Raw genomic sequence first — 26,147 nt, 5'->3', positions numbered from 1 at the left:
CTATCCCGCGTCCACTCGTGCGACCGCCCCGGTCGTGATTGCGGTGCGTCGGCGGCTTTGGAAACCTCGGAGTATGGGAGGTTTCATCGCGCAGCACGCGGCCGCTGTCACCAGCCTGGCCTTCGTGGTTGCCGGCCTCGCAGTCCTCGTGGGTCGCCGGCGCGACGCGCCGTCCATCACCTACGGCCTGCTCATCGTCGCGGTCGGTGTCGGGTCGCTCGTTCAGCACGGACCCGACCCTCCGTGGCAGGGATACGCGCACGACATCCCGATCGCGACGTTGCTCGCGTACATCGCCGTCGACGCCGCGTCCGATCGGTTCGGCCGTCGGCTGTCGCCGGTGTGGTGGCTCGTTGTTTCGCTCCTGATGATCCCCACCGTGGCTGCCGGCCCGACGGCGTCGACGATCGTGCAGGCACTCCTCGCCGCGGCCGCGGTGGGACTCTGCCTCGAACGCGCCCGCGTTCGACCGGAATTACGGCGCACGACGATCGTCGCGGCAGTGCTTGTCGCGTCCGGTGCGCTGCTCGGCGCCGTCGGCGACCGGACGTCGATCTGCAGGCCGGGTACCCTCCTGCCGGGCCACGCGCTGTGGCACGTGCTCGCCGCCGCCGGATTGTGGCGGCTCGCACCCACGATCGGTTCGTCGGCCGATACGACGGTGAGACGGCGCAGGTCATGACGCTCGGCGCCCGGAGCGAACGACTACGCAGGGTCCGCGACACCGTGGGAGACGGTGCGGTTGACCGACACGACCCGCCACCCTCCCGCCCATTCGATCTCGCAGACCGCGCCGTTGACGATGCGCGGCACCACTGTGTCGGACAGGTCACCGAGTACCGCGCGGATGAGCGCCCCGTGCGTGATCACTACGACTCGGCCGTCCGGGGAAGGCGCCGTCCGGCCACCGATGCTCGGCGTCCTCGCGGGTCAGCCCTTCGACGGCGCAGTAACTTCCTTCGGCGAGGGGTTAGACCGGATCAGCAGGTCGGGGTGTGCAGGGGAATCGGCAGTGCGCTGACTTCGTGCCCGGAGCAGCGGACTATCGAGTACCTCGGGGCGTCGAACCCGGTGACGGTGGCGGCTGGCGTCCCAGTGTCCTGCACGTCGAGCAGTCGTGTGCACAGAGCGGCGAGGTCGGTGTCCGTGAATCCCTGGGCACGAAGGTAGTTCGTCACGGTTCCATGCCGGGAACGGACGTGGGTGAGGGCACCGGCGAGTACCGACGGCGGCGAATCCAGGTGCAAGTCGAGGGCGGGGGCGTGCTCGGCCGAGTCGAGTGCCAGCTCCGTCGACAGGCGCCGCACCGCTTCCTCGCGGTGGGGCCGCACCAGCGTTCCGGATCGAGCGTAGTCGTCGACGATCACGGCGTCCGGCACACCCACCGCCGCGAGCGCCAGAGCGACGAGCAACCCGGTGCGGTCCTTACCGGCGGTGCAGTGCACCAGGACCGGGGCCGGGGAGCAGGCGAGCGCGCGCAGCGCTTCCACGAGTGCGCCGCCACGCACGCCCGCAAGGTGTGGGTGTTCGGACCGGAGTAGCTGACGGCGAGACACACGTCCCGGTCGGTGAGCAGTCGCGCCGAGAACTGCTGCCCCAGGATGTCGAGCGGCGCCTCCACGCTGCGACCCGCGGTGGTGAACCGCAAGGCGGCATCCTGGATCGGTGGGGACGAGAAGCCGTTGCCCACCAGCAGGATCCGCCGGGTCCGCACGATCAGGTCCACGACGGCGGCGAACCCGGCGGGATCGATGGTCGCGCGAGTCGCGGTGAGCGCCTCCGCGGCGGCCCCGAACGTCGTGTCTACCGGGGTGGCCGCCGCCCCCTCGGGATCCGTTGTCACACGGGCCAGTTCGAGCCGAAGGTGCTGGAGTCCGCGGAATCCCAGTCGCTGGCACGCCCGCACCACCGTCGCCGGGGACGTACCCGACGCCGCCGCCAGTTCCGCCGGCGACAACTCCACCACCGCCGCGGGCTCGGCGAGCACGGCCCGCGCGACTCGCTGCTCCCGGGGCCCAGAGTGGCCAGGCCGGCGCGTAACCGCGCCAGGGTGGTGCTCGAGCGCCACGGATCGGCTGAGGAATGCGACATGTCGGCACTGAACTGTTCGTCCCCGCGCCGGTGGGCTCCGGCGGTGTCGGGATCGTCAGGGTAGCCAGTCCACCGCCACCGTCGAGGACGGGAGCGTCCGTTCACTGCACCGTCATCCAGCATTCGCATACCTGTTCAACAGATGTCGGAATTGTCACGACATGGACTCGAACCGGTATCGAAACCTCAGAACTGCACAATTTTCACTCGCGTTTCTCAATAGTCGAACATCCGTACCTTGTTCATGCCGTGTGAATTTCGGGAGGAGGCCACGTTCGGGGGCCCGCCGCTGCAAATCTGCCGACGCGGGTTCGTGATCCCGACACCTTCGAGGCGCGGGACGAGGCACCGAAAGGATGGCCGGCAATCGACGTGTCGTCGCCGGCATGCCGCGTCCGCAAGCGCGGAGAGGATTGAGCCAGCATGACCACTCGCAACATGGAGAAACGCACGTTCGGCTGGATCGCCCTGATCGGCGCGGCCGCCACCATTCTACTGGGGCTGGGCGCGGGAACCGCGTTCGGCGCGCCGCACGACTGGGAAGAAGTCGCGGAGTGCGAAAGCGGCGGCGACTGGACCACCGACACCGGAAACGGGTTCTACGGCGGATTGCAGTTCACACCGGAAACCTGGAAATCACACGGCGGAACAGGAGTGCCCTCGGAAGCCAGTCAGGCCGAGCAGATCCGGGTCGCCGAGAACGTTTTGAAAACCCAAGGCCCCGGCGCGTGGCCGGTGTGCGGCCAGTATCTGAAGAAGGGTGGCACAGCGCCCGTCGAGGTACCTCCCGTCACCAAGGCGCCCGCACCGGCAATCGAGACTCCCGACCCCGTGGAGACGCCGGATGTCGTGGAGACGCCGGGCGCAATGGAGACGCCGGACGCAGTGGACACCCCTGATGCCGTCGAAACCCCTGATGCCGTCGAAACCCCCGATCTCGCGGAGACTCCCGACGCTGTCGAGACGCCCGCACCGGTCGAAGCGCCTGCGACAGCCGAGGATCCCGCGACGGTGAAGGCGGCCGCCCAGGAGGCCCTGGACAGAGCCCGCGCACTCGCCGCGCAGAACGGGTCGAGCGAGGTGTTCGAGGAGAGGGCCGCAGCACCGCGGTAACGTCCGACGCTTCTTGTGCGAACTAACCACACAGAACTGCCGCGTCGTCGCCTACGAAGGAGCTCTCGTGCAGAAGAAGTCCGCCCGGCGTGCCGCAGCACTGGCCGGGATACTGGCCGCACCTCTCGTCCTCGGAGCCACCGTCGGCGCCGGTACCGCGAGTGCCGAACCGTGGCACGTCGGACCCGTCTACCGTGCCGAGACGTCCGGCGAAGGCGCGGAGTACTTCTGCGGGAAGGCTGCGGCGCTCGAACAGACGTCCGGGGTCGTAATCGTGCCGTGCACGTTCGACTCGGCCACCGCCGTCTGGTACCGCGTCGTCTTCAACCCGGCCAATTGGGGCTTCGACTTCTGAGCCGGACCGGACGGGTCGGGCGCCGCACCTGACGAAGCGGTGCCCGAACCCCTTCGCTGCACTCCGCTTCGTCGAGTGTGCCGCCTCCCGGTGAAGCGCAGACTCCTCGGTATGGCCGAGGAAAGAACAGCATGACTGTCGAGACAGCCCAGCACAGCGAGATCGACCTCGCGATGTCGCGAAGTTGGCTCCTGGTTCCTGCGGTCGGGAGCGAGGTCTTCGCCGCGGCGGCGGACTCCGGCGCCGATGCGCTGATCCTCGACCTCGAGGACGGCTTGCCGTTCGCCGCGAAGGATGAGGGTCGTGCCTTCGCCGCCGCATGGCTCGAGCGTAATCCGGGTTGGGTGCGGATCAACGACGCAACCACCCCGCACTGGCGGCGCGACCTCGACGCGATCCGGGGCCTGCCCGGGCTGCGCGGGCTGATGCTGTCGAAAACCGAAGCACCCGCACAGGTCCGGGACAGCGCCGCGGAGATCCCCGGTGTCCCGCTGGTCGCCCTCATCGAATCGGCGGAGGCCGTCCTCGCCGTGGACGACATCGCTCGCACCGCTCCCGTCACCCGACTCGCGTTCGGAATCGGCGACTACTGCCGCGACACCGGCGCCGGACGAACCCCGATGGCGTTGGCATACGCCCGGTCCCGGCTCGTCAACGCCAGCCGGGCAGCCCGGATCGCCGCTCCGATCGACGGTCCGACGCTGGCGCAGAGCGCCGAGATCGTCCGCGACGACACTCGACTTGCCCGCGAGATGGGGATGACCGGAAAACTGACGCTCGCGAACGAGCAGGTACCCGTGATCAACACCGCGATGGCGCCGGACTCGGACGACATCTCCTGGGCCGAGTCGACGATCGAGCGACTGGGCCCGGACGGTAGCCGTGTCACGCACGGCGGGCATCCGCCGCAACTCGCCCGTGCCCACGACATCCTCCGTCGCGCGCACCACTTCGCAGCGCGGGCCTAGCTAGGACGGGTCGGCGCTCCCTCGGTCGGCCTGCCGGGTCGCGCGGTACGCGGTGAACACGCCGGCCGTCGCGATGACGCCGAGACCGAGGAACAGCAGTTGCGCCGAGGTGAGGGTCGAGGGCGCGCCGAGATTGACCAGCACACCGGCGACCGCGGACCCGACGGCCATGGCGATCAACTCGACCGTGTTGAGCCCGGCCGCCGCCTTGGCGCCCTCGTGCGCGTCGTCGGTGCTCTGCATGGCGGCGACCATCAGGTGCGGGAAGGCGAGTCCGATGCCGGCGCCCGCGGCGGCCAGCGTGACCGCCCACAGAATCACCACGGCGAGCCCGGCGTCGTCGCGCCAGAGGGCCGCCGTGAGGAGCAGGCCCGCGGCGAGGACCAGCGGTCCGGTGATCATGGCCACCGTCTTCGTGCGCCGCCGGGAGATGTCGGAACTGAAGATCATGGTCACCGACCATCCGACCGACATCATGGCGCCGAGGAATCCCGCGGCGAACGGCGCCAGTCCGGCGAGCCGTTGACCGAACAGCGGTGTGAAGGCCTCGGACACGGTTCCGGACGCGAGGACCGCGATGGTGAGGTAGATCCACTTCAGGGACGACGCCCCGCTGTACGTCGACTTCGGCAGCACGCGGCGCGGTGATCGCCGCTCCCAGGCCAGGAACGCAGCGACGAACACGACTCCGACTGCGATCAGGATCAGCATGTGGGTGCGGTTGCCGAGGATGCCGGCCACACTGATCGCGATCGTCGCCAGGGTGAGCAGCGCGAGCGACGTGGCGGGGACGGGTTCGCCGCCCCGCACACGCTCGGTGCGCGGCAACGCGCGGGGCGCGATCACTGCGATGACCGCGGCGACCACCGCCAGCGCGACGAACGCGAGTCGCCAATGGCCGAGTTGGGCGAACAGGCCGCCGATCGCCGGTCCGGCGAGAGTTCCCACGCCCCACATCGCCGACACCAATGCGGTCGCGCGGGCCCACAGACGTTCGGGCAGCGCCTCGCGCAGTACGGCGTAACTCAGGCCGGCGAGCAGGCCCCCGCCGATCCCCTGCACTGCACGTCCGACGAGGAGCACCTCCATCGACGGACCGATCGCGCAGATCATCGTGCCCGCGAAGAACGGCGCCAGCGCGAACAGATACGCACCGAGCGCCCCGCGGTGTGCGAGGAGGCGGCTCACGGTCATCGACGAGATCACCGACGCCACCATGAAGACGGTCGCGCTCCACGCGTACAGCGATTCGCGCCCGAGCTCGCCGATGGCGGTGGGCAGCAGACTCGTGGTCAGGAAGATGTTGACGGCGTGCAGTCCGACGCCGCCGGCGAGGACAGCGGAGGTCGAGCGATACCGGGGTCCGAGCAATTCGGACCAGCCGGCCTGTGACGGGGCGGTCGTTGTCATGCACTCCACGCTAAAAGCTCGAGTGGACTCGAGGTCAAGGGGACGATGCATTGTCTTTGGACCGAAGGACTGAACGATCACGTGTTTCAGAGGTATTCGTGGCGGTGTCCGCATTCGAGGCCGTCGGGGGCCGATCGTGAGCACCGATTCATGCAGTGGAAGACCCGGTACCGCTTGCCCGGAGGCAGCGACGCGAATCCGGCGTGGGCGTCCTTGATCTCGTATCCGATCGGACCGTGGCAGGACGAACAGGTCTTGGTCGCGTCGGTTCCGCTCTCCATTCACCCATCGTAGGGCGATTCACGGGCGGGCACGGAGAAATTCACGTCCCACCGCGAGGTCCGGCATCATCGTCCCGACCATACCCGGGAAAATGGGAAAGTCCACCGGAGTCGCAGTCGTGAGATCCCAAGAAGCGCAGTAAAGCTCACGAACTTGCTTGTTCCCTGCGGGTGGCTATGGTGCACGCGGGCATCAACGCCAATTACCGGAGGACTGAAATGTGAATGCAGCTACCGATCGTCAATGGGCGGTTCGTGACGCTGTTCTGCGTTGGCTTCTCGCGAAGGCTACCGAAGGCTATCGAAGTCCGATTCTGGACGCGGACGCCATCGGTGAGACCGTCGGCTGGGCGCCGTCGCCCTTGACCCGGGACGAAGTGGCCGACGCGTCGAATCATCTCTACAAGGAAGGGTATGTAACGGGCGTGCCGGTGATGGGTATCGGGATTCCGCGCCCGATGCTGACGGTCGCCGGGCGGCGGGTCGCCGAGGGCGGAAGGTCGCTGCGCCCAGTCGATTGCCGTCACGATGTCGAGGGCGGGCACTCGGTCCTCGAAAGCGGCCTCGTGCATTAGTCACAGGTGAGTGGCACGGTGTGCGTCAGTACACCGTGCCACTCACGTGCGGGATGGCACACTGCGGGTGTGGAGCTTTCGCAGACCCTCGAATGGCGCGGCAGGTCGGTGGCATGGGACAAGTTCGGGAACGGCCCCGCCGTAGTGATGTGCCACGGGACGCCGTGGTCTTCGCAGCTGTGGTGGCCGTTCGCACGCGCATTCGCCGCCGAGTTCTCGGTCTACCTGTGGGACATGCCCGGGTACGGGCAGTCGTCGAAGGACGCTGCCCACGACGTCGATCTCGGCATCCAGGGTGAACTGCTCACCGACCTCCTGCGGCATTGGAACCTCGAGGCACCCCACGTCGTCGCGCACGACTACGGGGGTGCCGTCGCACTCCGCGCCCATCTCCTGCACGGCGCGCGGTACACCTCGCTGGCCCTGATCGACGTGGTGGCACTGCGGCCGTGGGGATCCGACTACTTCCGGCTCGTCGCGGACAACGCCGACGTCTTCGCCGCGCAACCGGCCTCCGTGCACCGTGGTGCTCTCGAGGCGTACATCGCGGGTGCGTCCCACCGCGGCCTGACCCCCGCTCAGATGGCCGTGCTGACCACGCCGTGGCTGTCGGAGGAGGGTCAGGTCGCGTTCTACCGGCAGATCGCCCAGGCCGACGAGCGGTACACCGACGAGATCCAGGACCGGTACGCGTCGATCGAGGTTCCCGTCGCGGTCGTGTCGGGGAGGGACGACGCCTGGATCCCCGTAGACCGGGCCGAGGAACTGGCGCGCCTCATCCCCGGTGCGACACTCGAGGTGATCGACGGCGCCGGGCACCTGATCCAGTTCGACGCTCCCGTCGAACTGGCGGTGTCGCTGCAGAGATGGCTCACGGCGCGGTCACACCCTCGATGACAGCCGCAGTCGTGTCGGCGATCGCCTGGTTGTTTCCCTGCGCGTCTTCCTGATTCGTGAGGCTGTCGGTGAGGACGGCGAGAACGATGGGGGAGCCGTCCGGACCCCAGGCGACGCCGGCGTCGTTGGCGGTCCCGAACCCGCCGCCACCGGTCTTGTCGGCGGCGGTCCATCCGGGCGGAAGACCGGCGCGCATCCGCTTGTCCGAAGTCTTGCTCGCCCGCATCCACTCGAGAAGCTGATCGCGGCTTGCCGCGTCGAGGGCGTCGTCGAGGAGCAGCGCCCGGAAACCCCGGGCGAGGCCGGTCGGTGTCGTCGTGTCCCGGGGATCGCCGCGGAAAGCGGTGTTGAGTTCGGTCTCCCACCGGTCCAGTCGCGTGCTCTCGTCGCCGAGGTCGCGGGCGAGGGCGGTGACCGCCTGCGGACCGCCGATCTCGCGGAGCAGATAGTTTCCGGCGGTGTTGTCGCTCTGCGTCAGCGCCGCTTCGGCGATCTGCCCCAACGTCATCGGGGTGCCCACTGCAGCGGCGGTGACCGGCGAGTTCTCGACGAGATCGCCGGGTTCGATCACCACCGTCTTGTCGAGGGCGGTCGACCCGTCCTCGATCTTGCGCAGGACCGCGGCGGACGCGTAGGCCTTGAACGTCGAGCACATCGCGAATCGTTCGTCGCCCCGGTGGCTGTAGACCGCGCCGGTCGCGGGATCGACGGCCGTCACCCCGATCCGCGTGGCGTACTGCGCTTCCAGTGCCTCGATTTTCGCGTCGAGGGACTGCTGATCCGGTAACGCAGCCACCTCCGACGTCGTGGGCAGGGTTTGCTCCGCGGTGGCCGTGCACGCCCCGACCAGCAACGGCAGAGCCAGTGCGAGTGCAACGGCGCCGCGACGACCGGTGCACCTGGGCTTCGGGTGATGTCGATGTATCAGCATGGACCCAATGTGGGGGTGCCCCCGCCCATAGCGCAAAGACGAATCCGCCGTCGCGGCGAGTCGGGTGCGCTATTGCCCCAGGTCGGCAGGACGTTTTGTGTGTGCGAAGTGACGGGCTCGCCCGAAGCGGGTGATCGGAACTGGTTCAATGGGCGCCATGGATCTGCTGCGCCATCTGAGTTTCTTTGTCGCCGTTGCGGAAGAGGGGCACTTCGGCAATGCCGCGTCGCGACTCGGCATGACGCAGCCGCCGCTGTCACAGGGGGTGCGTCGGCTCGAGCAGAGACTCGGCACGGAGTTGATTCAGCGCAGTGCCCGCGGCGTCGGACTCACCGACGCCGGACGCCAATTGCTCCCGCGTGCGAGGCTTCTCGTGGACGACGCGACCCGATTCGAGGACGAGGCGCACCGCATCGCGGGTGGTCGCGACGCGGTGGTGCGGTGGGGTGTCCCGCACTCGGTGGCCGACGCCGTGGTGGTGCGCTGTGTTCGTGCGTTGCGAGACGTCGACGCCACGCATCCCACCCGGGTGGTGACGACCACGGCGTCCACCACCGAACTCGTGGACGCAGTCCGCGCAGGCAGTCTCGACGTCGCCGTGGTCGAGCATCCGGCCCTACTGACTGGTCTCGACATCGGCCCGGTCGTCAAGCTCCGGCGGTGGGTGGTGGTGCCTGACGACCACCCGGTGGCAGCCGCGAAGAAGGCGCAGGTCCGGATGCTGCGCGGGCTGATGCTGGCCACCGGTCCGCGCTCGGACAATCCGCCTGCCCACGACCTGTTCATCGACCTGTGGCGGGTGCGGGGTCTGGACCCGGACATCGTGATCGCGTCGGGGCAGCGGGAACTCCTCACGCGCGTGTCCGCCGGCGGGCATTTCGGAGTGACGGCGTCGCCGCCCACGGTGATGCCCGGTGTGGCGTGGATCGATCTGCTGCGCGACGACCTCTCGCTGCGCGTGCGCATCGTCTGGCGCTCCGGGGCAGATGTCGCATCGTCTGCCGCCGCCCTCGACCGAGTGCTGATCAGGGCCGATCGATGACATCGGCGGAGAAGCGGATCCGTGACGTCTTCGCCGACGCCGGGTGCACCGGATGGTTGCACGCCCGCCGCGTCGGTACCCCGGTCGGCGATGCCGGCGACATCGCAGTCGGCGCGGACGACGTCGTCGTGCTCGCGTCCGTCTACAAACTTCCGCTGCTCGTGGCCCTGTGCCGCGCTTTCGAATCCGGGGAGTTGTCGCCGACCGCGACCGTCCGGGTCAATCCGGCCGACTGCACTCCTGGACCGACGGGAGTGTCGACGTTCCGCGACCCGGTGGTGCTGAGCTGGCGGGATCTGGCGTTGTCGATGATGACCGTGTCCGACAACGCGGCCGCCGACCTGGTTCTCGGGCGGGTGGGACTCGAGAGCGTCGAGCGGTCACTGTCGGACCTGGGCCTGACGAGCACGCGCATCATCGGCGGCACCGCGGATGCGCACCGCAGTTTGGTGATCGACGCCCATGCGCACACCACCGCCGAAGCATTCGCGGCGCTTGCGGACAACGACGAGGCGTGGACGGTGTCCGCCTACGACCCGTCGTACGCGAGCGCGACGACGCCGCGGGAGATGACGTCGCTTCTCGACGCGATCTGGACCGGACGGGCGGTGCCCGGCGCGCAGGGCGAGTTCGTCCGGCAGGTGATGTCCGCGCAGATCTGGCAGCACCGTATCCGTTCCGGGTTTCCGCACTCCGGGGTGGACGTCGCCGGGAAGACCGGGACCATCGGCGCCATCCGCAACGAGGTGGCCGTCGTGACGTTTCCCGGTGAGATTCCGGTCGCGGTCGCCGTCTTCACCCGCGCCGCGCGGACGGACCCGGTGCTGCCGGTGGTCGATGCCGCGATCGGGCACGTCGCCCGGATCGCGGTGACCGAACTCCGCTCCGGCCGCGTCGCCTGATCGGTGTGAAAACACTTTCGATCGGGAACAGCAAGGACATGGCACTGAGAATCGTCGTTCCCGAGGACCTGATCATGGATGGCCAGTGCGCGTTTCCCGTGGTCGGAGATGTCGCGGAGTACGCGCTGAGGTTCTACCCGCGCGGAGATACCGATACCGGTCCGGGCGACTTGCCGGACTTCGGATCGGACGTGACGGGAGAGATCGAGAATCTCGACGACAGGCCGGTGCGTTCGATGTTGTTTCGTGGCGCCGGGTTCACCGCATTCGTGAAATCGGCCGACGAGCTGCGCGGTCCGGTCCACCTCCGTGGTTACTTCGAGGCGGATTTCGCCGCGCTGCTCCCCGAGTCCGCACGAGTGACGGGATCAATCCGGCGCCGGCAGTTGATCACGCACACGCGTCACGCCGATCCCGACGGGCGGTACCGCTCCGCAGGCACCTACACGCTGAGCGAGGTTCCCGACGGAAAGGCCGGCCTCCGCACGGGTCTGGTTCCCGCGCCGCCACCTGTGTCGGGGCCGTTCGCGGGAACGGGCTGGGTCGAGATGGTGGCGCCGCGGGACGGTCCCTGGATCCGGGAGAGCGGAATCCTGGTGGAGCTCGATCCACTCAACCCGGATAGCGCCGGGGCGTGAAGACCCTCGTCCCGTGTTCGTTCTCGACGACGGTCGTCATGGAGGAGCCCACAATGAGCAGGCACCGCATGTCGATCTCGGCCGGGTCGAGGTCGGCGAGCCGCACGACCCGCACCGACTCCTGCGCGCCGGCCACGTCGCGGCCGATGATCACCGGGGTGTCGGGGGAGCGGTGCTCGAGAACGAGGTCACGCATCGCGGCGACTTGCCAGGTCCGTGACTTCGACGCCGGGTTGTAGACGGCGAAGGCCATGTCGGCGCTCGCGACCGCCGAGATACGCTGCGCCACAACGTCCCACGGCTTGAGTCGATCGGACAGGGACAGCACGGCGTAGTCGTGGCCGAGGGGTGCGCCGACCCGGCTCGCCACGGCGTTCGCGGCAGTCATGCCGGGCAGCACGCGGACGGGGACGCCCCGCCACTGTTCCTCGGCGGCCACTTCCAGCACCGCGGCGGCCATCGCGAACACACCCGGGTCGCCCGAGGACACGACGGCGACGCGGGCCCCGTTCTTGGCGAGGTCGAGCGCCATCGCGGCCCGTTCGGCCTCGACCCGGTTGTCGCTGGAGTGACGGCGCTGTCCCGGACGTTCGGGGACCCGGTCGATGTACGGCCCGTATCCGACGAGGTCGGTGGCCAGCGACAGTTCGTGCTGCACTTCCGGGGTGGTCCAGGCCTGATCGCCGGGGCCGAGCCCGACGACGACGAGTTCGCCCTGCGGAGGCGCATCGTCGCGGCGGGCGTTCGACGGGCTGGGCACGATGGCGATCGAGAAGTAGGGGACGTCGCTGTCCGACACGTCGTCCGCGTGGTCGATCTTCTGCCGTGTCGTGCTGGCCCGCTCGACGTACCACGTCTCGTCGATGCGACCGGAGTCCTTCAACGCCTGCCGCACCGCCGGGTAGGTGCGTCCGAGTTTCAGGATGGCGGCGGCGTCGGTCTCCCGCAGGCGCCGCGTCAGCTCGCCGCGCGGCAGGGTGCCGGGCAGGACGGTGAGGATTTCCTCGCCCTCGACGAGCGGCATCGCCAGCGCGGCCGAGGCGGCGCTGATCGACGTCACCCCGGGAATCACCTCCGCCTCGAAGCGCTGCGCCAGCCGCTTGTGCATGTGCATGTACGAGCTGTAGAAGAGCGGGTCGCCCGCCGCGAGGAGCGCCACCGTACGGCCGGCGTCGAGGTGCGCGGCGAGCCGCTGCGACGCTTCCTCGTAGAACTCGTCCATCGCCCCCTGGTATCCGCCCGGGTGGTCGACGGTCTCGGTGGTGACCGGGTAGACGAGGTGCTCCTCGATCTGGCCCTCACGCAGGTACGGCGCCGCGACCGCGCGGGAGATGCTCTTGCCGTGCCTGGCGCTGTGGAACGCCACTACGTCGGCCTCGGCGATGACCCGCGCAGCCTTGACCGTCACCAGTTCCGGGTCGCCCGGTCCGATGCCGACGCCCCACAGCTTGCCGGTCGACTGCTCGTTGGAACTCATTCGACTTCGCTCGCAATCGCATTCAGCGCCGCAGCCGTGATGGCACTGCCACCGCGGCGGCCGCGGACCACCAGATAGTCGAGTCCGCTCGGGTGCTCGATCAACGCTTCCTTCGACTCCGCCGCGCCGATGAACCCGACCGGGCCGCCCACGATCGCGGCGGGCCGGGGTGCACCGGATTCGATCATGTCCAACAGGTAGAACAGGGCGGTCGGGGCGTTGCCGATCGCGACGACGGCCCCCTCCAGTTTGCTGCCCCACAATTCGAGCGCGGCCRCCGAGCGGGTGTTCCCGATCTGCTCCGCCAGCACCGGAACCCGGGGGTCGCGCAGGGTGCAGATCACCTCGTTGTCCGCCGGGAGACGCTTGCGGGTCACGCCGGCGGCGACCATCTGCGCGTCGCACAGGATCGGGGCGCCGTCCGCCAGCGCCGCGCGGGCGGCCTTCACGACGCCGGGGGTGAACGCGACGTCGTCCACGAGATCGACCTGACCGCTCGCGTGGATCATGCGGACCACGGCCTGTGAGACGTCCTCGGGAAAGGCACTGAGATCCGCCTCGGCGCGGATCGTGGCGAAGGACTGGCGGTAGATCTCCGCGCCGTCTCGGATGTACTCGATCATCCGCTCACGATAGAGGCTCCGGGTTCACCGCTCCTCCACCCGGTAACCCGTCTTGGTGGCGACGACGTCGGCGACCTCGCCCTTGGGGCGGCCGCAGCACCGCTCGCAGCCCGACCAGTGCTGTCGGCCCTCCACCGGGAGTTCGCCGCTCGCGACGGCGTCCCGCGCATCGGTCCGCACATCGGCTAGCGCCTTCTCGCACCCGGGTTGCCCGGTGCAGGCGCTGACCTTCAGCCACGGCGAGTTCTCGTCGAAGATCAGGCCTATCGGGGCGAGGACCCGGACCACCTGCTCGGCGGACCACTCGTCCAGATCGCACAGCAGCACCGTTTTCCACGGCGTGACGACTACCGGCTTCTCGACCGCGGCGAGGAATTCCGCCAGCCGGGCGTCGAGGACCCCGAATGCGAGACCGCCGCCGAGGGTCACGTTGCCGTCCGGCTGGTCGAGCCACCCGATCGGCGGCCGGTGCTCGTCGAACCCGCCAAGCGGGTCGGCGGTCGGTGCCAGCGTCAGTGCCGACAGCGTCCGTTCGACCCCGTCGGCGATCTCGGACAGCCGCCAGTGCCGTTCGCGCAGCTCCAGGAAGACGCGGGCGGCATCGACGAGCATCGACACCGCGTCCGCTGTCGGGATCCGGACGCCGCTGTCGCGACCGGCGAGGATCAGCGCGACCTCCGACCCACCGACAGCGTGGACCCCGAAATCGCCGCCGAGCGCCGAGACGTCGCCCCGGCCGTCGTCGAGGGTGAACAGGGTGCGGCCGGGCAGGTCCGCCAACGTGGGGTCGGCGCACAACGTCCGGTCCAGTACACCGATCAGATCGCGCAGGTCCGTCAGACCCCCGATCCGGCCGGTCAGCGGCGAGACGAGAATGTTCCGGACCCGCTCGTGCGTTTCCGAGGGCAGCAGGCCCGCGTCGGCGAGGCGCCCGGCGAACTCCAGCGGATCGCGGACCGCCCGCAGTTGTGCATTGCCGCGGGACGTCAATTCGATCTCGCCGTTGCCGAGGTCGCGCGCCGATTCCGCGAGTGTCTGCAGCTGGGCGGAGGTCAGCACACCGCCGGGGAGGCGCACCCGGGCGAGCGCACCGTCGGCCGCCTGATGGACCTGCAGCGCGCCGGGRCATGCATCGGGGCGGGAGCGGTAGTCGACCATGGTCCCAGGTTACGTCCGGCCCCGGGTAGCATCACCAGCACTTGCGACAGCAGGAGAGGAAGCCGGTGCGAATCCGGTGCGGTCGCGCCACTGTGAGCTCGCCGAAACCGGTGGGCGAGCCAGACCCTCGCCTGCCGTCCTCCGACCTCCGGTTCCGCACAGAACCACCGCCACGGGGCGCGACACCCCCAGGAAGGCTCCACACGTGATCCTGCTGCTCTCCACCTCCGACACCGACCTGCTCAGCGCACGCGCCAGCGGGGCGGACTACCGCTGGGCCAACCCGGCACGGCTGCTGGTCGAGGAGGATCTGCCGGGACTGCTCGACGGCGCCGACCTGGTCGTGGTGCGCATCCTCGGCGGCAAGCGGGCATGGGAAGAGGGACTCGACGCGGTCCTGGCCAGCGGACTGCCCGTGGTGGTCCTCGGCGGCGAGCACGCCCCGGACGCCGAGTTGATGGAGTGCTCGACGGTCGCGGCCGGTGTCTCGGCGGAGGCGCACAACTATCTCGCCGAGGGCGGCGCCGACAACCTCGCCCAACTGCACCACTTCCTGTCGGACACCGTGCTGCTGACCGGTCACGGTTTCGAGGCGCCGGTCCACCTGCCGAGCTGGGGTGTCGCGCCGTTCGCCCCCGACGCCGACGCGGACCGCCCCACGATCGCCGTTCTCTACTACCGCGCCCAGCACCTGGCCGGGAACACCCGCTACATCGAGGCCCTGTGCGAGGCCGTCGACGCGGCGGGCGGCACTCCGCTGCCGATCTTCTGCGCGTCGCTGCGCACCGCCGAACCGGAGTTGCTGACGACGCTGCGCCGAGCGGACGCGATGGTGGTCACCGTGCTCGCCGCCGGCGGCACCAAGCCGGCGGGCGCGTCGGCCGGCGGCGACGACGAGGCATGGGACGTCGCCGCGCTGGCCGCGCTGGACGTGCCGATCCTGCAGGGGCTCTGCCTGACCAGCAGCCGGGAGTCGTGGGAGTCCAACGACGACGGACTGTCCCCCCTCGACGTGGCCACCCAGGTCGCGGTCCCCGAGTTCGACGGCCGACTGATCACGGTGCCGTTCTCGTTCAAGGAGATCGACGCCGACGGCCTGTCCACCTACGTTCCCGACGCCGAGCGCGCCTCCCGGGTGGCGGGCATCGCCGTCCGGCACGCCCGGCTCCGGCACATCCCCGCACCCGAACGCCGGATCGCCCTGATGCTGTCGGCGTACCCGACGAAGCACGCCCGCATCGGCAACGCCGTCGGTCTCGACACCCCGGCCAGCGCGATCAGGTTGCTCACCGAGATGCGGGCCGCCGGCTACGACCTGGGCCCCGCGGACGGGCCGGACTCCGTGCCCGGCCTCGCGGCCCAGGACGGCGATGCGCTGATCCATGCCCTCATCGCCGCAGGCGGCCAGGACCCGGACTGGCTGACCGCGGAGCAGCTGGAGGGGAACCCGATCCGGATCTCCGCCGCCCGCTACCGCGAGTGGTTCTCGGCGCTGCCCGCGGAACTGCGCGAGGGCGTCGAGGAACACTGGGGACCCGCGCCCGGCGAACTGTACGTCGACCGATCGCAGGATCCCGCCGGCGAAATCGTCATCGCCGCAATGCAGTTCGGAAACCTCGTCCTGATGGTGCAGCCGCCCCGCGGATTCGGGGAGAAGCCGGTCGCGATCTACCACGACCCGGACCTGCCGCCGAGCCACCACTACCTCGCCGCGTACCGGTGGATCGCGGCGGACGCCGCGGCCGGCGGTTTCGGCGCCGACGCCGTCGTCCATCTCGGCAAGCACGGAAACCTCGAGTGGCTGCCCGGCAAGACACTCGGCATGTCCGCCTCGTGYGGCACCGACGCCGCGCTCGGCGACCTGCCCCTGATCTACCCGTTCCTCGTCAACGACCCGGGGGAGGGCACGCAGGCCAAGCGCCGCGCCCACGCGACCCTCGTCGATCACCTGATCCCGCCGATGGCCCGCGCCGAGAGTTACGGCGACATCTCGCGGCTCGAGCAACTCCTCGACGAGCACTCGAACATCTCCGCACTCGACCCGTCGAAGCTGCCCGCCATTCGCCAGCAGATCTGGACGCTGATGCGTGCCGCCAAGATGGACCACGACCTCGGACTCGAGGAACGTCCCGACGAGGACGTGTTCGACGACATGCTGCTGCACGTCGACGGCTGGCTGTGCGAGATCAAGGACGTCCAGATCCGGGACGGGCTCCACGTGCTCGGTGCGGCGCCCCGAGACGACGCCGAGGTCGAACTGGTGCTCGCCATGCTGCGCGCCCGGCAGATGTGGGGCGGCGAGCAGAACGTCCCCGGACTCCGTGAGGCTCTCGGCCTCAGCGAGGACGGCGACGAATCCCGCACCCGTGTGGACGAGATCGAGCAGCAGGCGCACGGGCTGGTGCAGGGCATGCACAACGCCGACTGGAACCCGGACGCCGCCGACACCCTCACCGACGACGCCACGGTCGCGAAGATCCTGCGGTTCGCGGCCACCGAGGTGGTGCCCCGGCTGCGGGAGACGGACAACGAGATCGCCCAGGTGTTGCACGCGCTCGACGGCGGTTTCATCGCCGCCGGGCCGAGCGGGTCGCCGCTGCGTGGGCTGATCAACGTGCTCCCGACGGGCCGGAACTTCTACTCCGTCGACCCGAAGGCCGTGCCGTCGCGGCTCGCCTGGGAGACCGGTCAGGCGATGGCCGAATCGTTGCTGGACCGCTACAAGTCCGATCACGGCGAATGGCCGCGGTCGGTGGGGCTGTCCGTGTGGGGCACGTCCGCGATGCGCACGTCCGGCGACGACATCGCCGAGGTGTTCGCGCTCCTCGGCGTGCGCCCGGTGTGGGACGAGGCGAGCCGGCGCGTGGTGAACCTCGAGGTGATCGACCTCGAGGAACTGGGCCGTCCGCGCATCGACGTCACCGTCCGGATCAGCGGCTTCTTCCGAGACGCGTTCCCGCACGTCCTGGCGTTGCTCGACGACGCCGTCCGGCTCGTCGCCGCACTGGACGAACCGGCCGAGAGCAACTTCGTGCGCGCCCATGCGCAGGCGGATCTCGCCGAGCACGGCGACGAACGTCGCGCGACCACCCGCATCTTCGGGTCCAAGCCGGGCACCTACGGGGCCGGACTGCTCCAGCTGATCGACTCCAAGAGTTGGCGCGGCGACGCCGACCTCGCCGACGTGTACACCACGTGGGGTGGGTTCGCGTACGGCCGCGGACTCGACGGCGCACCCGCCGCCGACGACATGCGGACGGCGTACCGGCGAATCACTGTGGCGGCCAAGAACACCGACACCCGCGAACACGACATCGCGGACGCCGACGACTACTTCCAGTACCACGGCGGGATGGTCGCGACCGTGCGGGCGCTCACCGGGAAGTCCCCCGAGGCGTACATCGGCGACAGCACCCGGCCCGAGTCGGTGCGCACCCGGACCCTGTCGGAGGAGACGTCCCGCGTCTTCCGGGCCCGGGTCGTGAACCCGCGGTGGCTCGAGGCGATGCGCCGCCACGGCTACAAAGGCGCGTTCGAGATGGCGGCGACCGTCGACTACCTGTTCGGATACGACGCCACCACCAACGTCGTCGCCGACTGGATGTACGAGAAACTCGCCGAGTCGTACGTGCTGGACGAGCAGAACCGCAAGTTCATGGAACAGTCCAACCCGTGGGCCCTGCACGGCATCGCCGAACGACTCCTGGAGGCGGCCGAGCGGGACATGTGGGAGCACCCCGAGCAGCAGACCCTCGACGGCCTGCGGCAGGTGTACCTCGAAACCGAAGGCGAACTCGAAGGGGACTGACCGGCATCGGGGCTAGCATGGGCCGGGTGACCACAGAATTCGATCGGGTGTCGTCCGCGAAGTATGTCCTGCTCACCACGTTTCGGAAAGACGGCACCCCGGTGGCGACGCCACTATGGGCCGCCGCCGACGGTGACCGTCTGCTGATGTGGACGGTCACCGACTCCTACAAGGTCAAACGCATCCGCCGCAATCCGGAGGTGACGGTGGCCGCGTGCGATGCGCGCGGCAAGCCGAAGGGCCCCGAGGTACCGGCCCGCGCCGTCATCCTCGACGCCGCGGACACCGATCACACCCGGGACGTGATCGCCCGCAAGTACGGCATCCTCGGCTGGCTCACGATGAAAGGCAGCCTCCTGCGCCGAGGAAAGACCGGCACCATAGGACTCGCCGTCACGGCCGACGACCGGTAGCCCTTGTGTGGTCCGATGCGTCTCCCGGTGGGGCTYGGGCGCATACGATCTGGTGATGTCGCAGACGCTTCCCGCAGATGTTCGCCGCGGACAGCTCATCGAGGCGGGGCTGGCGATCGCCGCTCACCAGGGTGTCGCCGCGCTGACCATCCGCCGCCTGGCCGACGCGGCCGGTGTGTCGCTCGGGGTGGCGCACTACCACTTCGAGGACAAGGAAGAACTCCTGACCGAGATGGGGGAGAACCTGATCCTGCAGGTCAGCGAGTCGATGCGGGCGGCATTCGGCCGGCTGACGGGGGCCGTTGAACTGCCGGGCATTCCCGGTCTTCGGGAACTCCTCTCTGCCGGGATCGGCGGCCTGTGGCCGGTCATCGAGGCCACCCCCGACCACCAGTTGCTGACCTACGAGATCACCGCGAGGGCCCTGCGGCGCCGCGGCGCCGGCCACGACTCCGCCGGGGCGGTCGCGAGCCACCAGTACCGCACCATGGATGCCGAAGCTATCGCGTTCCTCGATCTGTGCGCTCACCGGGCCGGTGTCGCCTGGGGCACGCCCGTCGAGCAGGTCGCGCGCTTCGCGTTGGCGGCGCTCGACGGGCTGGTGCTGCGGTGGCTCGTCGACCGCGACGGCGACGCCGCGCTCGCCGCTCTCGACGACCTGGTCCAGGTCGTCACCTCGAAGGCACTGGACGATGGCTGACCGACGGCATGTACTCCTGTGTCGGGCACCCGCAGACGGGGGCAGACGCGATCAATGCCCGGCCTGCCCCGGTATCTCGGTCACCAGTGTCCGAGATTGCCCTGCCAGATCGCCGAAATGATGTAGAGCGCCACGGTCAGTAGGTAGTACAAGTTGATCATTGTGCGCACCTCCTCGTCAGGGGCACAGCGGTTGCGGGCGGATGTCCCCGTGCCGGCTGGGTACCCCGTACGCCACGACTCAAGCGGGGTGCGCTGACATGCTGCGATCGGTGTTCATCACAGCATCGGCTCGGCCTGTCACCGACGGGGTCATCGTCAAGTTAATTGTGTGTCTTGATGATTCGGGCTGCGATGTCGTTGCCCGGATCGGTGGGTGTGAATAGACTTCCCGCGTTCGTCCTTCAGGTGGCAGCGGCGTTCGTGGTCGTTCCAGATCGTTCGTTCCAGATTGTGAAAGCGGTCGGTCATGTCGTGTCGCGATGCGGTCGTCGACAGGCCCTCGAGGAGTTTGCGGACGAGCTCCTTGGGCAGCTTGCCGCGGAGGCACCGGCGACGCGCCACGCCACCCCACCCGGCAGCACTCGTTCCACTCGCGGGTTCACTGCGCCCGATCCGGCACCGCCTAGAATGGGGTGATACGGACGCCTTCGCTGCATCGGGCGGGGTGGTCCGGCGGGGCTGCTCGTGAGCCGACCCGTGGGAGGTGGCCATGCAACCGTCCGACCGGATGTGGGCGCTGCCGCGTCGGGCCCGGGTCACGATCATGGTGACGGTGGCGCTCGTTGCTTTGCTGGTGATCGGGCCGCGTCTGGTCGTGGGGTATACCGATTGGCTGTGGTTCGGTGAGGTCGGCTACCGCCGCGTCTGGGGGACGGTCCTGGTCACGCGGCTGATCCTGTTCACGGCAGTGACGCTGCTGGTGGGTGCGGTGATCTTCGCGTCCACGGTGTGGGCGTACCGATCCCGCCCACTGTTCGCGGCCACTGCCGCGGACGCGGCGAAGGATCCGCTCGAGCGGTACCGGACGGTGGTACTGCGCCGCCCGCGGTCGTTCACGGTGGGGATCGCGGTGCTGCTGGCGCTGCCGTTCGGGCTGCACGCGCAGGCGAGTTGGGGGACGGTGCAACTGTTCTTGCACGGCGGCGGCTTCGGCACTGTGGACGCGGAGTTCGGGTACGACATCGGCTTCTACATCTTCGACCTGCCGTTCTATCGGCTGATCCTGACGTGGCTGTTCGTCGCGGTGTTCCTGGCGTTGCTGATCGGACTGGGAACCCACTACCTGTTCGGCGGCATCCGGCTGGCACCGAGCAAGGACCACCTCATCGAGGTGTCCCGGCCGGCGCGCATCCAGCTCGCGGTGCTCGCGGGCACGTTCATCGCGTTGAAGGCGGCCTCCTACTGGCTCGACCGGTACTCCTTGTTGTGGAGCGGCCGGAAGGAGCCCACCTTCACCGGGGCCGGATACACCGACATCAACGCGGTGCTGCCGGCCCGGCTGATCATGGTCGCGATCGCAGTACTGTGCGCGGCGGCGTTCTTCGCCGCGATCGCGGTGCGGGACCTGCGGATCCCGGCGATGGCCACGGTACTGCTGGTGCTCTCGGCGATCGTGGTCGGTGGAATCTATCCGGCGCTGATCGAGCAGTTCTCGGTCCGACCGAACGCCGCCGACCGGGAGAGCCCCTACATCGAACGCAACATCGCCGCGACCCGGCAGGCCTATGGAATCGGCCCGGACCGAGTCGACTACCTCGACTATCCCGGGGTCGGCACCCGGCCGCCCCGGGACATTCCGGCCGACGTCACCACCATCGCCAACGCCCGCCTGCTCGACCCGACCGTGCTCTCGCGCACCTTCACCCAGCAGCAACAGCTGAAGAACTTCTACGGCTTCCCCGAGCACCTCGACATCGACCGCTACATCATCGACGGGCGACTCGCCGACTACATCGTCGCCGCCCGCGAGCTCTCCCCGAACAGTCTCAGCGGCAACCAGACCCAGTGGATCAACCGGCACACCGTCTACACCCACGGCAACGGGTTCGTCGCCGCCCCCGCCAACAGGGTCAACGCCGCCGTCCGCGACGCTGCCGGGCAGAGCGCGAGCAGTGACAGCGGGTACCCGATCTACGCGGTCAGCGACATCGCCTCGCAGGCCGGCGGCGGGCAGGTGATCCCGGTCGAGCAACCGCGCATCTACTTCGGTGAGGTGATCGCGCAGGCGGACCCGGACTACGCCATCGTCGGCGGACCCGAGGGCGCGCCGCCGCGCGAGTACGACACCGACACCGCCCAGTACACCTACACCGGCACCGGTGGGGTGCCGGTGGGAAGCTGGGTCAACCGGTTGGCGTTCGCCGCCCGGTACGCCGAACGCAACATCCTGTTCTCCGGCGCCATCGGGCCCGAGTCGAAGATCATCTTCAACCGGGACCCGGCCACCCGAGTCGAGCACGTCGCCCCGTGGCTGACCACCGATACCAACCCGTATCCAGCGGTGGTCGGCGGCCGGATCGTGTGGATCGTCGACGGCTACACCACTGCCGCACACTACCCGTATTCGCAGGTTGGCTCACTCGCCGAGCCGGTGGTCACCGACACCGGCCGCACCCTGTCCCCCGAGCAGGTGTCCTATGTGCGGAACTCGGTGAAGGCCACCGTCGACGCCTACGACGGCACCGTCACCCTCTACCAGGTCGACGAGAACGACCCGGTCCTGCGGGCGTGGATGAGCGTGTTCCCCGGCACCGTGCAGCCGCCGAAGGCGATCCCGACCGAGCTGCGCGCGCACTTCCGCTACCCCGAGGATCTGTTCCGCCTGCAGCGGGACCTGCTGGCGAAGTACCACGTCGATGATCCGCGGGAGTTCTTCACCACCAATGCATTCTGGTCGGTGCCCAGCGATCCGACCGCCGACACCGGTGGCGAGCAGCCGCCGTACTACGTCCTGGTCGGCGACGCCGGCACCGCGGCCCCGTCCTTCCGGCTCACCAGCGCCATGGTCGGCTTCAACCGGGAATTTCTCTCCGCCTACCTCTCGGTGCACTCCGACCCCGAAAACTACGGCAAGATCGACATTCTGCGGTTGCCGACGGACACCCAGACCCAGGGCCCGCGGCAGACCCAGAACTCGATGATCTCCGACACCCGCGTCGCCTCCGAGCGCACCCTGCTCGAGCGGTCAAACCGGATCTACTATGCCAATCTGCTGACCCTGCCGATCGCCGACGGCGGCATCCTCTACGTCGAACCGGTGTTCACCGAACGCTTGACCAGCACGCCCAACGGTTCCACGTTCCCGCAGCTGGCCCGGGTCCTGGTCAGCTACCGCGAACCCGGCACCGGCGGGGTGCGTATCGGATACGCCCCCACTCTCGCCGAGGCCCTCGACCAGGTCTTCGGCACCGGCACCGGCGCCGTCGCCACCGCACCCGGCGGCGACGCCACCACACCTCCACCTATCGATGGGCAACCGCCGGCGCCGCCTCCACCGGGCGCCCCGCCCGCCCCGCCGCCGGCGTCATCGGACCAGCTGACCGCGGCGGTCCTCGAACTCAACGCCGCCCTGGCCAACCTGCGCGAGGCGCAACGCACCGGCGACTTCACCGCCTACGGCGCGGCCCTGGACCGCCTGCAACAGGCCATCGACACCTACCTGGCCGCGGGCGGAACCCCACACTGACCCGTCTCCTCGGCGCGTTCCACGCAATGACGTTGTGCCGTAGATGCGAACTGCAGGCAATGACGATCGATCAGGGCCGGCACCGCAGTAGTCTCGGTGGATGACGACTCTCGAGGACGCTGTTGCTCTGGCACGGGATGACAACGGCCTGGCGGTGGTCGCCACTCTTCGCGCGAACGGAACCATTCAGGCCTCGATGGTCAACGTCGGCCTGCTCGAGCACCCGGCCACAGGCGAACCGGTTCTGGGATTCGTGACCTATGGAAGGGTGAAGCTGAACAACCTGAGGTCTCGCCCTCAGGTCGCCACCACCTTCCGGGATGGGTGGCAGTGGGCGACCGTCGAGGGAACCGCCGAGATAGCCGGTCCCGACGACCCCCAGCCGTGGCTCGACGACGAGAGATTGCGGCTTCTGCGTCGGGAGGTATTCGTCGCTGCCGGAGGCACGCACGAGGACTGGGACGAATACGACCGTGTGATGGCCGAGCAGGGCCGGGCGATCGTATTCGTCCGGGTCGATCGGGTCTACAGCAACTGACAACCCGCGAGGCACGAACCGCTCAGGCGAGGGTGCGGAGGTGCTCGTCGATCATGCGGTGCGCCGAGTCGGGGGTGTCGGTGTCGCCGAGCAGGACGTGCATCGCGGCGCCGTCGACGAGTGCGTGCAGGCGCATCGCCTCGGCGTCGACGTCGATGTCCGGCGCGACGAGACCGTGCCGTGCGAGACCGGTCAGGATCGCGGCGCACGCATCCCGTAGTTGTCGCTGGGCGCCGAGGGCGATGTCCTTYAGCAGGGGATGGGCGGGGCTCTCGGCGACGAGTGCCAGATTCACTTCCATCTCGCAGCGCCGGCGATCGTCGAGGGGGAGCACCTCGTCCAACACGGCGAGGGCACGCTGCCACGGGTCGGCGATCGAGGTGTGGGCCTGTGCCCGTTCGCGGACCCGCGTGGCTACCAGACGCATCGAATAGGCGAGAAGTTCGGCCTTGCTGGCGAACACGTGCCGCAGCGATCCGCTGGATATGCCGGCCTCGGCGGCCACGTCGCGGACGGACAYGGCGCCGATGCCGTCGCGTTGGATCACCCGCCACAGAGCCTCGGCGATGTCCTGCTGCCGTCGGTCGTGGTCGATGAGCTTCGGCACCCGGTCATGTTAGCACGGTCGTGTTAGCATCAGAATTTGTTGGCACGACCGTACTAACAAGTACTGGAGGGGCTGAACGGATGACATCGCAACCATCGAGTTCCCACCGCTACGCTGCGCTCGACGTCATGCGCGGCGCGGCGATCCTGGGCACGCTCGCCACCAACATCTGGATCTTCACCAACGTCGAGGGACTCGTCGGATACATCAACGGCACCGGAAAGGCCACCGGCGGATGGGCTCCGGTGCAGGCGGTGCTGCAGCAATTCGCGCAGGGCAAGTTCCTCGGCCTGCTCACCGGTCATGTTCGGCATCGGACTGGTCATCCAGCAGCGGTCCGCCCAGCGGCGCGGTCAACGGTGGCCGGGCGAATACCCTTGGCGCGCAGCGCTGCTGATGCTCGACGGAGCACTGCACTTCCTGCTGTTCACCGAATTCGACGTCCTGACCGGGTATGCCCTCACCGGACTGATCGTCGCCTTCATCCTGACCACGGGCATCCGCGCGCAGCGAACGTGGATAGTGTGCGCGGTGGCCGTCCACGCGGCAATGCTCGCCCTCGCCGTCTCGGCCCTGTCCTCGGCGCCCGCGCGGGATCCGCAGTCGCTGTCGCCGAATCCCTATGCGGACGGCAGTTTCTGGGACTTCGTTGTCTTCCGCGCCGACAATCTGTTGCTGTTCCGGCTCGAGGTGCTGTTCATCCTGCCGCTGTCGATCGCGTTGTTCCTCGTCGGCGCGCACCTCTACGGTGCGCGCGTCCTCGACCCGGACCGTGGCGCGCTGCGGCGCGGCCTCATGATCGCCGGCCTGGCGATCGCCCTTCCGCTCGACCTCGCGCTCGGACTGTTCGGTGGCGACGCGGGTCTGATCCTCGGCAGGTACGGGACCGCGCCGATCGTGGCGTTGGGGTTACTCGCGGCGATCGCGCACCGCTACGCCGACGGTCGCGCACCCGGCGCGCCCGGCCAGGCACTCTCGGGCGTCGGCCGCACCGCGCTCAGTTGCTATGTGCTGCAGAATATTCTGTGCTCGATCGTCTGCTACGGCTGGGGATTCGGCCTCGCGGCCAGATTGGACGGCACCACCGTGGTTCCAGCGACGCTCGCACTGTTCGGCGCCGTCTCGGCGACCCTGATCGTCGTGTCGCGCCTGTGGTTGCGGCGATTCGATCGTGGGCCGCTCGAATGGCTCACACATCGGGGCTACCAGCGTCTCACCCGGGCGGACCGGGGCGACGTCATCGCGCCAGCAGCGTCGTCCATTCCGTGAACTCGAGTGCGTACAGCGGTGCCGGCGTCGTCACGGACGGGCACGGCTGTCGCCGAGTCGCCAATTCCACCAGCGACTTCGCTGCCCGCAACACGCTGACGTGGTGATGGCGGGAGACGTCGAGCAATTCCTCGAACGCCTCGGCGTCGCCGTATCCGCGGGTGGCGATGAGGATGCCCTTCGCGGTGGCGAGGACCTCGCGCCCGTCGGGGTGGCGGTGCGGAATCGAATGTGCAGGCGGTGCAGCCTCGAGGACGTCGTTCGACACGGGGATCTCCTGGATTGTGGTACGTCGCTGAATGCTCGGCGCGGTCATACCGCCGCCACCATCAGCGCCGTGGCGAGGACGACGATCAGTCCCCCCGTCGCGGCGGCGAGAACTGAACCGGTGATGATGCCTATGCCGGTGGCGCAGGCGAGGCAGACGAACGTCGTCAGTGCCACGTCGGCGAGCGCGAACCGTCTCGTGACCTTGGTGTGGCCGTGGAGTGCTTCGCGGATGCGGGTATCGGAGTGCATGAAACCTCCTTTTCGGGCGTGCAAGGGGCAGACTCGGCGCATGCGTCGGCCACGCGGCGATGCGGGGAGTTTCGGTCCCGTTCTCTGGAGACCTGAATATGACATCCGCGGCGAAACGTCTCTGGAGTGAGAAATCTCATATGCG

26 protein-coding genes, 1 pseudogene and 1 riboswitch are annotated in these 26,147 nt (G+C 68.9%); of the genes and pseudogenes, 15 read left to right on the top strand and 12 right to left on the bottom strand.

Annotated features, from left to right (window positions below):
• Positions 1–73 precede the first annotated feature (73 nt).
• The gene (locus AC1DWT_RS14185; protein WP_206012334.1) at positions 74–682 is read left to right on the top strand and encodes a hypothetical protein; all 609 of its coding nucleotides are present in this window, start codon (positions 74–76) and stop codon (positions 680–682) included.
• A 23-nt stretch (positions 683–705) separates the two neighbouring features.
• On the opposite strand, the gene AC1DWT_RS14180 is transcribed toward AC1DWT_RS14185, so the two are convergent.
• From AC1DWT_RS14180 to AC1DWT_RS14170, 3 genes are all read right to left on the bottom strand, one after another.
• The gene (locus AC1DWT_RS14180; RefSeq protein WP_206012333.1) at positions 706–870 is read right to left on the bottom strand and encodes a histidine phosphatase family protein; all 165 of its coding nucleotides are present in this window, start codon (positions 868–870) and stop codon (positions 706–708) included.
• Between the two features lie 110 nt (positions 871–980).
• Positions 981–1,448 (bottom strand): tyrosine-protein phosphatase, encoded by a 468-nt coding sequence (locus AC1DWT_RS14175; RefSeq protein WP_476748563.1) that lies wholly within the window; start codon positions 1,446–1,448, stop codon positions 981–983.
• Positions 1,364–2,068: a MurR/RpiR family transcriptional regulator gene (locus AC1DWT_RS14170; RefSeq protein ID WP_259375732.1), complete on the bottom strand. Its 705-nt coding sequence runs from the start codon at positions 2,066–2,068 to the stop codon at positions 1,364–1,366. The genes AC1DWT_RS14175 and AC1DWT_RS14170 overlap by 85 nt, the downstream gene beginning before the upstream one ends.
• Positions 2,069–2,514: 446 nt before the next feature.
• Between AC1DWT_RS14170 and AC1DWT_RS14165 the strand changes: the two genes are divergently transcribed.
• The 3 genes from AC1DWT_RS14165 to AC1DWT_RS14155 all read left to right on the top strand — a co-directional run bounded on the left by AC1DWT_RS14165 (position 2,515) and on the right by AC1DWT_RS14155 (position 4,527).
• On the top strand, positions 2,515–3,204 hold the full coding sequence (locus tag AC1DWT_RS14165; protein ID WP_206012331.1) for a transglycosylase family protein: 690 nt from the start codon (positions 2,515–2,517) through the stop codon (positions 3,202–3,204).
• A 67-nt stretch (positions 3,205–3,271) separates the two neighbouring features.
• Positions 3,272–3,559: a hypothetical protein gene (locus tag AC1DWT_RS14160; RefSeq protein ID WP_095864125.1), complete on the top strand. Its 288-nt coding sequence runs from the start codon at positions 3,272–3,274 to the stop codon at positions 3,557–3,559.
• A 131-nt stretch (positions 3,560–3,690) separates the two neighbouring features.
• A complete protein-coding gene (locus AC1DWT_RS14155; RefSeq protein WP_206012330.1) occupies positions 3,691–4,527 on the top strand; it encodes an HpcH/HpaI aldolase/citrate lyase family protein in 837 nt (278 codons plus the stop codon).
• Here AC1DWT_RS14155 and AC1DWT_RS14150 read toward each other — a convergent pair whose 3' ends face one another.
• Entirely contained in the window at positions 4,528–5,937 is a 1,410-nt protein-coding gene (locus AC1DWT_RS14150) for an MFS transporter (protein ID WP_206012329.1), read from the bottom strand. It lies immediately after the preceding gene.
• Between the two features lie 86 nt (positions 5,938–6,023).
• Positions 6,024–6,218 carry a hypothetical protein gene (locus tag AC1DWT_RS14145; protein ID WP_072950573.1) on the bottom strand — a complete coding sequence of 65 codons (195 nt, stop codon included), beginning with the start codon at positions 6,216–6,218 and terminating at the stop codon, positions 6,024–6,026.
• Positions 6,219–6,439: 221 nt separating this feature from the next.
• Here AC1DWT_RS14145 and AC1DWT_RS14140 point away from each other — a divergent pair, with 221 nt between their 5' ends.
• Complete coding sequence (locus AC1DWT_RS14140) at positions 6,440–6,793, top strand: serine recombinase (RefSeq protein ID WP_206012328.1); 354 nt, start codon at positions 6,440–6,442, stop codon at positions 6,791–6,793.
• Positions 6,794–6,862: 69 nt separating this feature from the next.
• Positions 6,863–7,690, top strand: a complete 828-nt coding sequence (locus AC1DWT_RS14135; protein ID WP_206012327.1) for an alpha/beta fold hydrolase — start codon at positions 6,863–6,865, stop codon at positions 7,688–7,690.
• Here the strand turns inward: AC1DWT_RS14135 and bla are convergent.
• On the bottom strand, positions 7,665–8,621 hold the full coding sequence (gene bla, locus AC1DWT_RS14130) for a class A beta-lactamase (RefSeq protein WP_206012326.1): 957 nt from the start codon (positions 8,619–8,621) through the stop codon (positions 7,665–7,667). The genes AC1DWT_RS14135 and bla overlap by 26 nt on opposite strands.
• A 148-nt stretch (positions 8,622–8,769) precedes the next feature.
• Between bla and AC1DWT_RS14125 the strand changes: the two genes are divergently transcribed.
• Genes AC1DWT_RS14125 through AC1DWT_RS14115 form a run of 3 tightly spaced genes read left to right on the top strand, consistent with a single transcriptional unit; the run spans position 8,770 to position 11,203 of the window.
• The gene (locus AC1DWT_RS14125; RefSeq protein WP_072950569.1) at positions 8,770–9,663 is read left to right on the top strand and encodes a LysR family transcriptional regulator; all 894 of its coding nucleotides are present in this window, start codon (positions 8,770–8,772) and stop codon (positions 9,661–9,663) included.
• Positions 9,660–10,565, top strand: a complete 906-nt coding sequence (locus AC1DWT_RS14120; RefSeq protein WP_095864130.1) for a serine hydrolase — start codon at positions 9,660–9,662, stop codon at positions 10,563–10,565. Before AC1DWT_RS14125 ends, AC1DWT_RS14120 begins: the two co-directional genes overlap by 4 nt.
• A gap of 38 nt (positions 10,566–10,603) precedes the next feature.
• Complete coding sequence (locus AC1DWT_RS14115) at positions 10,604–11,203, top strand: hypothetical protein (protein ID WP_143051477.1); 600 nt, start codon at positions 10,604–10,606, stop codon at positions 11,201–11,203.
• On the opposite strand, the gene AC1DWT_RS14110 is transcribed toward AC1DWT_RS14115, so the two are convergent.
• Genes AC1DWT_RS14110 through cobG form a run of 3 tightly spaced genes read right to left on the bottom strand, consistent with a single transcriptional unit; the run spans position 11,178 to position 14,461 of the window.
• Complete coding sequence (locus tag AC1DWT_RS14110) at positions 11,178–12,680, bottom strand: precorrin-2 C(20)-methyltransferase (protein WP_072950564.1); 1,503 nt, start codon at positions 12,678–12,680, stop codon at positions 11,178–11,180. The two genes, AC1DWT_RS14115 and AC1DWT_RS14110, sit on opposite strands and share 26 nt — an antisense overlap.
• Positions 12,677–13,303 (bottom strand): precorrin-8X methylmutase, encoded by a 627-nt coding sequence (locus AC1DWT_RS14105; RefSeq protein ID WP_477921034.1) that lies wholly within the window; start codon positions 13,301–13,303, stop codon positions 12,677–12,679. The genes AC1DWT_RS14110 and AC1DWT_RS14105 overlap by 4 nt, the downstream gene beginning before the upstream one ends.
• A 24-nt stretch (positions 13,304–13,327) precedes the next feature.
• Positions 13,328–14,461 (bottom strand): precorrin-3B synthase, encoded by a 1,134-nt coding sequence (gene cobG, locus AC1DWT_RS14100; RefSeq protein ID WP_206012325.1) that lies wholly within the window; start codon positions 14,459–14,461, stop codon positions 13,328–13,330.
• 6 nt (positions 14,462–14,467) lie between these two features.
• Positions 14,468–14,610: riboswitch (cobalamin riboswitch) on the top strand.
• A gap of 56 nt (positions 14,611–14,666) precedes the next feature.
• On the opposite strand from cobG, the gene AC1DWT_RS14095 reads away from it, so the two are divergent.
• From AC1DWT_RS14095 to AC1DWT_RS14075, 5 genes are all read left to right on the top strand, one after another.
• Positions 14,667–18,269, top strand: coding sequence for a cobaltochelatase subunit CobN (locus tag AC1DWT_RS14095; protein WP_206012324.1), 3,603 nt, complete (start codon positions 14,667–14,669; stop codon positions 18,267–18,269).
• A gap of 17 nt (positions 18,270–18,286) precedes the next feature.
• Positions 18,287–18,682 carry a PPOX class F420-dependent oxidoreductase gene (locus AC1DWT_RS14090; RefSeq protein WP_087557467.1) on the top strand — a complete coding sequence of 132 codons (396 nt, stop codon included), beginning with the start codon at positions 18,287–18,289 and terminating at the stop codon, positions 18,680–18,682.
• A 55-nt stretch (positions 18,683–18,737) separates the two neighbouring features.
• Positions 18,738–19,382, top strand: coding sequence for a TetR/AcrR family transcriptional regulator (locus tag AC1DWT_RS14085; protein WP_206012323.1), 645 nt, complete (start codon positions 18,738–18,740; stop codon positions 19,380–19,382).
• A gap of 711 nt (positions 19,383–20,093) precedes the next feature.
• Positions 20,094–23,069, top strand: coding sequence for a UPF0182 family protein (locus AC1DWT_RS14080; protein ID WP_206012322.1), 2,976 nt, complete (start codon positions 20,094–20,096; stop codon positions 23,067–23,069).
• Positions 23,070–23,169: 100 nt separating this feature from the next.
• The gene (locus AC1DWT_RS14075; protein ID WP_206012321.1) at positions 23,170–23,607 is read left to right on the top strand and encodes a TIGR03618 family F420-dependent PPOX class oxidoreductase; all 438 of its coding nucleotides are present in this window, start codon (positions 23,170–23,172) and stop codon (positions 23,605–23,607) included.
• A 22-nt stretch (positions 23,608–23,629) separates the two neighbouring features.
• Here the strand turns inward: AC1DWT_RS14075 and AC1DWT_RS14070 are convergent, their stop codons facing one another.
• Positions 23,630–24,214 carry a TetR/AcrR family transcriptional regulator gene (locus AC1DWT_RS14070; protein ID WP_477921029.1) on the bottom strand — a complete coding sequence of 195 codons (585 nt, stop codon included), beginning with the start codon at positions 24,212–24,214 and terminating at the stop codon, positions 23,630–23,632.
• Between the two features lie 80 nt (positions 24,215–24,294).
• Between AC1DWT_RS14070 and AC1DWT_RS14065 the strand changes: the two are divergent.
• Positions 24,295–25,483: pseudogene (locus AC1DWT_RS14065) on the top strand (DUF418 domain-containing protein).
• Here the strand turns inward: AC1DWT_RS14065 and AC1DWT_RS14060 are convergent.
• Positions 25,452–25,799, bottom strand: coding sequence for an ANTAR domain-containing protein (locus AC1DWT_RS14060; protein ID WP_072950541.1), 348 nt, complete (start codon positions 25,797–25,799; stop codon positions 25,452–25,454). The pseudogene AC1DWT_RS14065 and the gene AC1DWT_RS14060 sit on opposite strands and share 32 nt — an antisense overlap.
• Positions 25,796–26,002, bottom strand: coding sequence for a hypothetical protein (locus AC1DWT_RS14055; protein ID WP_206012320.1), 207 nt, complete (start codon positions 26,000–26,002; stop codon positions 25,796–25,798). Before AC1DWT_RS14055 ends, AC1DWT_RS14060 begins: the two co-directional genes overlap by 4 nt.
• Positions 26,003–26,147: the final 145 nt, after the last annotated feature.

This window comes from Rhodococcus sp. P4_B6, from assembly GCF_056402215.1.
Note: the sequence above shows the minus strand (reverse complement) of the source record. Positions and strands in the feature narration are given on the sequence as shown.

What these genes read in the sequence shown, in the direction of transcription:
- AC1DWT_RS14110 (WP_072950564.1), bottom strand. Translation starts at nt 12,680, where the DNA reads ATGAGTTCCAACGAGCAGTCGACCGGCAAGCTGTGGGGCGTCGGCATC.
- AC1DWT_RS14125 (WP_072950569.1), top strand. Translation starts at nt 8,770, where the DNA reads ATGGGCGCCATGGATCTGCTGCGCCATCTGAGTTTCTTTGTCGCCGTT.
- AC1DWT_RS14150 (WP_206012329.1), bottom strand. Translation starts at nt 5,937, where the DNA reads ATGACAACGACCGCCCCGTCACAGGCCGGCTGGTCCGAATTGCTCGGA.
- AC1DWT_RS14080 (WP_206012322.1), top strand. Translation starts at nt 20,094, where the DNA reads ATGCAACCGTCCGACCGGATGTGGGCGCTGCCGCGTCGGGCCCGGGTC.
- AC1DWT_RS14185 (WP_206012334.1), top strand. Translation starts at nt 74, where the DNA reads ATGGGAGGTTTCATCGCGCAGCACGCGGCCGCTGTCACCAGCCTGGCC.
- AC1DWT_RS14085 (WP_206012323.1), top strand. Translation starts at nt 18,738, where the DNA reads ATGTCGCAGACGCTTCCCGCAGATGTTCGCCGCGGACAGCTCATCGAG.
- AC1DWT_RS14075 (WP_206012321.1), top strand. Translation starts at nt 23,170, where the DNA reads ATGACGACTCTCGAGGACGCTGTTGCTCTGGCACGGGATGACAACGGC.
- AC1DWT_RS14165 (WP_206012331.1), top strand. Translation starts at nt 2,515, where the DNA reads ATGACCACTCGCAACATGGAGAAACGCACGTTCGGCTGGATCGCCCTG.
- AC1DWT_RS14090 (WP_087557467.1), top strand. Translation starts at nt 18,287, where the DNA reads ATGGGCCGGGTGACCACAGAATTCGATCGGGTGTCGTCCGCGAAGTAT.
- AC1DWT_RS14145 (WP_072950573.1), bottom strand. Translation starts at nt 6,218, where the DNA reads ATGGAGAGCGGAACCGACGCGACCAAGACCTGTTCGTCCTGCCACGGT.
- AC1DWT_RS14120 (WP_095864130.1), top strand. Translation starts at nt 9,660, where the DNA reads ATGACATCGGCGGAGAAGCGGATCCGTGACGTCTTCGCCGACGCCGGG.
- AC1DWT_RS14115 (WP_143051477.1), top strand. Translation starts at nt 10,604, where the DNA reads ATGGCACTGAGAATCGTCGTTCCCGAGGACCTGATCATGGATGGCCAG.
- bla (WP_206012326.1), bottom strand. Translation starts at nt 8,621, where the DNA reads ATGCTGATACATCGACATCACCCGAAGCCCAGGTGCACCGGTCGTCGC.
- AC1DWT_RS14055 (WP_206012320.1), bottom strand. Translation starts at nt 26,002, where the DNA reads ATGCACTCCGATACCCGCATCCGCGAAGCACTCCACGGCCACACCAAG.
- AC1DWT_RS14155 (WP_206012330.1), top strand. Translation starts at nt 3,691, where the DNA reads ATGACTGTCGAGACAGCCCAGCACAGCGAGATCGACCTCGCGATGTCG.
- AC1DWT_RS14060 (WP_072950541.1), bottom strand. Translation starts at nt 25,799, where the DNA reads ATGACCGCGCCGAGCATTCAGCGACGTACCACAATCCAGGAGATCCCC.